This window comes from Streptomyces sp. NPDC005898 (assembly GCF_040629635.1).
GTDB lineage: Bacteria > Actinomycetota > Actinomycetes > Streptomycetales > Streptomycetaceae > Streptomyces.
In genome coordinates this window covers 211,004-216,129 of the sequence record NZ_JBEXWC010000005.1, presented here as the reverse complement: position 1 = coordinate 216,129, position 5,126 = coordinate 211,004, and the positions used below count along the sequence as shown (strand labels likewise).

Sequence of the window (5,126 nt, the reverse complement as noted above, 5' to 3'; positions counted from 1 at the left end):
GAAGAGGCGGTCCTCTCTCGGTTCTGCGGGATGGCGAGCGGCGGGGCGAGCGGCGGGGCGGGGTGAGGCGGGGCGGTCAGGCGTTCTGCGCGGCCAGTTCCTCGACCAGGGCCTTGCTGAGACCGTCGATGGTCGGGTTGTGCCACATCACGGTCGGGTCGAGAGAGATGTCGAGGTGGTCCTCCAGTTCGGCGGCGACCGCGAGGACGTACACGGAGTCCAGGCCGTAGTCGCTCAGCGGGACACCGGTGTCGATGCCGGCCGCGGGCCGCTCCAGGTGGTCGGCGACGCAGTCGATCAGCCAGGCGCTCAGGCTCTCGGCGGTGTGCCCGCTGGGGGGCTCGGTGGCGGTCTCGGGGGCGGGCTGTTCTACGCCGGTCTCCGGCATGGGGATGCTCCTCGGGGTCGGTGGGGCACGTCCGTGCGTGCGTGCGGGGGCGGGGCGGTCAGGGGCGGTCGGGGACCGGGTGGCCGGTGAGGCCGAAGGAGAGGCCCGCGTCGTAGCGGTCGCCGAGCTGTGCGTGCAGTCCTTCGGCGGCGGGGCCGGCCGGCTGGGGCACCCGCCGCGAGGCGCTGGTGAGGAGGCGGCGGCCGGGGGCGGCGGCCAGCAGCCGCGGGTCGCACAGCTCCGCGGCCTCGGGGGTGGCCAGGAGGGCGTCCGGGGTGACGGGGGCCGCCGGGCGGGCGGGGCCGCCGGGGGCGAAGAGGACCCGCTGGGCCTGGCCCAACAGGGCCTGGAACACCGCGTGTTCGCCCTCCCTGAGGTAGAAGCGGGAGCCCATGACGACCGACAGCCGGTCCAGCGCCCCTTGCAGGACCCGCGGGCCGAGGAAGAGGGCGGGCCGGGGGTCGCCGCCGCGCACGGCGAGGACGGTGAGCGTCTCGCTCAGGAGCAGGTCGGCGTAGGCGCCGGCGAGGAGGGCGCGGAGGTAGGGGATGTCGATGGCCGCGGCGCCGTAGAGCCGGCGTGCGCGCAGGTGCCGCAGGGTGATGCGCAGCGCCGAGTCGAGCGCGCCCGCGGTGGCGCCGAGGCGTACGACGTCGGCGGCGGCGCCGGTCGGCGGGTGGCCGGCGGCCGCCCGGGGCGACCGGCGGTGCAGGGCGCGCAGGACGTGCCACAGCGCTTCGGACGCCGGCGGTTCACCCGCGAGACCCAGCGAGGTGAGGATGTCGCCGCCGGGCGGGGTCCGGCCGGCCTCGTCGGCGGCGAGCACCGCGCGGAAGCCGTACGGGTTCGTGTCGTCGAAGGGGTCGCCCAGCCGCTCCTCGACGGCACCGGCCGCGGCGGGAGCGGTGCCAGTGCTGGCGGCGGGAGCGGTGCCGGTGCCGCCGAAGGAGCCGGCGTGGGTGCCGGTGCCGGTGCCGGTCATGAGGCGCTCGCTTCCTGGGCGGTGGCGGGGGCTGGGGCCGGTAGGGAATCGGCGCCGGGGGCCGTGACGTTGGCGCTCGCCCCCAGCCGGTCGAGGAGCGAGTACGGCGCGCCGGGCCCGGCGGGGCGGGCGAGCAGTGCGTCGGCCAGTTCGGCGTGGACCCGCCGGTCCACCGCGTCGACCTCCTCGCCCAGGTCGGTGAGCACCTTGACCAGGCACCCCCGCAGCCAGGCGTCGTCCACCGGGCCGCCACTCGCGGCGCCCTCCGTCGGCACCGCCCGGAGCCACACGTGCAGCGCGGCCGCCGCACCGAAGCACAGCTCGTACCGCTCGGCCAGCTCGAAGCCGAGGACCGGTACGGCGCGCGGTGCGAAGCGGGCGGCGGCCATCTCCTCGTGGAGCCGGTCGGTGGCGGCGCCGACCCGTTCGGCGAGGGCGGCGAGTCGGGCCGGGGCGCGGTGCGCCGCCACCAGGGCCCGCACCTCGGCGACGGCCGTGGGCAGGTTCGCGACGACGGAGACGCCGCCGGTGGAGATCAGCTTCAGGGCCTCGGGCCTGAACGCCCCCGGCGAGCGCCCCACCGTGGTCGCCGCGGCGAGGCCCGCCGCGTCCCGGCGGCCCTTGCGGTAGGCGCGGGCCAGGCTCGGGAACTGGTCGATCAGGGCGTTGCGGTTGACGAGACTGCTGCCGTCGAAGATGCCGATGATGCGGTGGTCCCGCTCGACCTTGGCGAATTCCCCGTGCGGGTCGCCGGGGCCGACGAGCCCGTAGGGGCCCAGCAGATGGAGCAGTCGGGCGATGAGATCGTCGACGTAGGCGGGCACGGCGGCCTTGGCGACCGCGGAGACGACGCTCATCTCCGCCGTGAGGGCGGCCACCGAACGCATCGCCACCAGGCCGGTCGCCTCCGCGAGCAGCAGGGTCGCGGTGGCCTCGCCCAGCTCCTCGCGTACGTGGGGAAGGTCCGTCAGGCGGCCGCCCGGTCCCGCGGGGGTGCGGGCGGCGAAGTCGGCGGCGAGGCGCAGCGCGTGGTCGCCCGCGCCGAGGGACATGGCCACGCATCCCGTGCGGGTCACGTGCAGGGACTTGAGGATCAGCTCGACGCCCTGCCCGGCGTCCCCGACGAGCGTGGCGTCGGTCAGCGGGGCGTCGTGGAAGGCGATGCCGCCGATGGCCGCACCCCTGATGCCGTACGTCGGGACCTTGGCGAGGTCGGTGAACGACCCGGTCGGGAGGCGTTCCTTGTCGATGAGGAAGAGGCTGAAGCCGAGCGGGCCGCCGGCCTCGTCGGTGCGGGCGAGGACGGTGACGAGGTCGGCGCGGGTGACGTTGTTGATGAGCCACTTCTCGCCCGACAGGGCGCGTTCCCCGGCCCCGGAGAGCGGGGCGGCGACCTCGCCGGCGAGCAGGTCGCTGCCGTGGTGCCGCTCGGTCAGGGCGCACGAGACGACCGCGCTGTCGGCGATGCGCCGCCCCAGGCGGGCGGCCCGCTCGGGGTCGCCCGCGATCCAGGTGGACACGGCGCCCAGGTAGGTCTTGCCGTGCGCGGCGGCCACCGTGAGGTCCACCCGTGCGACGGCCCGCAGGAGCTGCATGACGACGGTGAAGTCGTCCAGGGCGCCGCCGTGTTCGGCGGGCACGTAGTAGCGGGGCAGGCCGAAGGCGTCCAGGACGCGGCAGGCCTCCTCGGGAAAGGCGTCGGCCCGGTCGAGTGCGGCGAGCGCCTCGGCGGAGAAGGGCCGGCCGGGCCCGGTGAGCCCGTCGAGCAGGGCCACCAGCTCGGCGACCGGTCCCGGACCGGTGGCCCCGGCGCCGGGTGCGGCGCTCGCGGGCCGCGGGGCGGTGGTGGTCACGCCGGTACCCCCTCGGCTGCGGGTGCGGCCGCGGGGGGCGCGGCCGGCTCCGCGAGGAGGTTCGTGTCGTAGTCGGCGTAGGTCGCTTCGAGTTCCCCGGCGCGGAACAGCTCCCGCATCGCCGAGCGCTGGATCTTCCCGCTGGTGGTCCGGCGCACCGCGCCCGGTCGCAGCAGCAGCACCGCGCCGACGGGGGCGCCGAACTCGCGGGCCACGGCGAGCCGCATGCCGGAGGCGAGTTCGCGCAGCCGCTCGGGGTCCTTGATGCCGCGCACCTCGTGGGTGACGACCAGGACCTCGTCGTCGCCGCGCAGCCCCGGCACGGCGAAGCAGGCGCCGGCCAGCTGGCCCAGCTCGGGCCGCTGGAGGCGCAGTTCGTGCTCGATGTCCTGCGGGTAGAGGTTGCGGCCGCGCAGGTTCAGTACGTCCTTGATGCGGCCGGTGATGTAGAGGTCGCCGTCGTGCAGGACCCCGAGGTCACCGGTGCGGAGGTAGCCGCTCGTGCCGTCGGCGGCCGTGGCGCGGAACTCGGCCTCGTTGGTGGCCTCGCGGTTCCAGTAGCCCTGGCCGATGGCCGGGCCGCGCAGCCAGATCTCACCGACCGTCCCGTCGGGCAGCGGGCGGCGGGTCGCGGGGTCGACGACACGGACCTCGGCGCCGGTCGGCGGGCCACAGTTGACGACCTCGCGGCCGCTCTCGCCCGGCGCGGCGGGCACGAACTCGTGGTGCTCCAGCCGCTCGGCCGAGACCGTGCGGGCACTCGGCGGCATGTCGACGGCGCCGGAGACGAAGAGGGTCGCCTCGGCCATGCCGTAGCTGGGCGAAAGGGTCTCGGGGCGCAGCCCGGCGCCGGCGAAGCGGGCCTGGAAGCGTTCGAGGACGGCGGCGCGCACGGGCTCGGAGCCGTCGACGGCGTGCCGCCAGCGGGACAGGTCGAGCCCCTGGAGCTGGGCGTCGGTGACCCGGCGCGTACAGACCTCGTAGGCGAAGTCGGGGGCGGCGGTGAAGTCGAGGCCGAACCGGTCGATCATGCGCAGCCACAGGTGCGGGCGTTTGAGGAAGGTGCCGGGGCTCATCAGGACGGTGGCGGAGCCCAGCATCAGCGGCGGCATGATCATGCCCATGAGGCCCATGTCGTGGAAGTGCGGGATCCAGCCGCCGCCGGGCGTGCCCGCGTCGAGGCCGAAGCGGCGGGCGAGGTTGTCGGTGTTGTGCAGCAGGTTCCCGTGGCTGATCATCACGCCCTTGGGGTCGCCGGTGGACCCCGAGGTGTACTGGAGCACGGCGAGCGTGGAGTGGTCGGCGTCCGGCGCGGCCCAGCCCTCGGGGCCGGGACCGGCGCCGTCGTCGGTGACCAGCAGGGGAAGCCGGCCGAGGCCCTCCTCGGCGATCCAGTCCGCGACGTCCGCGCGGGTGGCGGAGTCGGTGAGCACCGCCGCGGCGCCCGCGTCGTCCGTGATGCGCCTGACCCGGTGACGCTCGTGGCGGTAGCGGCCGGGCAGGGAGGAGGGCACGGCGACGGCGCCGGCGTACAGGCAGCCGAAGAACGCGGTCAGGAAGGCGAGTCCGGCCGGGTACAGGAGCACCACCCGGTCGCCGGGCGCGACGTGCTCGCGCAGCCGTACGGCGAGGGAGCGGGCCGCACGGTCCAGCTCCGCGTACGTCAGCCACCGCACCCCGTCCTCGCGGTCGGGGTCGGTCACAAATGCCGCCGCGCGCTTTTCGGCCCGCTCCTCGGCGTGCCTCCGAAGTATCGCGACGACATTGAGGGCGGTGACTGTATCCGCCATATTCGAGGCCCTGCCCTTCGCGTTTCCCGAATTTCCGGTCCATGCGCCGATCCGGCACTGCGACACTTTCTACAGGCGGGTCATCGGGCCGGGAAGGCACCTGACAGCAAACT

Annotated in this window: 4 protein-coding genes; all 4 read right to left on the bottom strand. The window is 75.4% G+C overall.

The window, feature by feature from the left end:
* Positions 1-76: 76 nt before the first annotated feature.
* From ABZ385_RS10010 to ABZ385_RS09995, 4 genes are read right to left on the bottom strand one after another with little or no spacing between them, the layout of a single operon-like run.
* Positions 77-388 (bottom strand): acyl carrier protein, encoded by a 312-nt coding sequence (locus tag ABZ385_RS10010; protein ID WP_358581378.1) that lies wholly within the window; start codon positions 386-388, stop codon positions 77-79.
* A gap of 58 nt (positions 389-446) precedes the next feature.
* Entirely contained in the window at positions 447-1,370 is a 924-nt protein-coding gene (locus tag ABZ385_RS10005; protein WP_358910762.1) for a hypothetical protein, read from the bottom strand.
* The gene (locus ABZ385_RS10000; RefSeq protein ID WP_358910761.1) at positions 1,367-3,223 is read right to left on the bottom strand and encodes an acyl-CoA dehydrogenase; all 1,857 of its coding nucleotides are present in this window, start codon (positions 3,221-3,223) and stop codon (positions 1,367-1,369) included. Before ABZ385_RS10000 ends, ABZ385_RS10005 begins: the two co-directional genes overlap by 4 nt.
* The gene (locus tag ABZ385_RS09995) at positions 3,220-5,013 is read right to left on the bottom strand and encodes a fatty acyl-AMP ligase (RefSeq protein ID WP_358910759.1); all 1,794 of its coding nucleotides are present in this window, start codon (positions 5,011-5,013) and stop codon (positions 3,220-3,222) included. Before ABZ385_RS09995 ends, ABZ385_RS10000 begins: the two co-directional genes overlap by 4 nt.
* Positions 5,014-5,126 lie beyond the last annotated feature (113 nt).

What these genes read in the sequence shown, in the direction of transcription:
- ABZ385_RS09995 (WP_358910759.1), bottom strand. Translation starts at nt 5,013, where the DNA reads ATGGCGGATACAGTCACCGCCCTCAATGTCGTCGCGATACTTCGGAGG.
- ABZ385_RS10010 (WP_358581378.1), bottom strand. Translation starts at nt 388, where the DNA reads ATGCCGGAGACCGGCGTAGAACAGCCCGCCCCCGAGACCGCCACCGAG.
- ABZ385_RS10005 (WP_358910762.1), bottom strand. Translation starts at nt 1,370, where the DNA reads ATGACCGGCACCGGCACCGGCACCCACGCCGGCTCCTTCGGCGGCACC.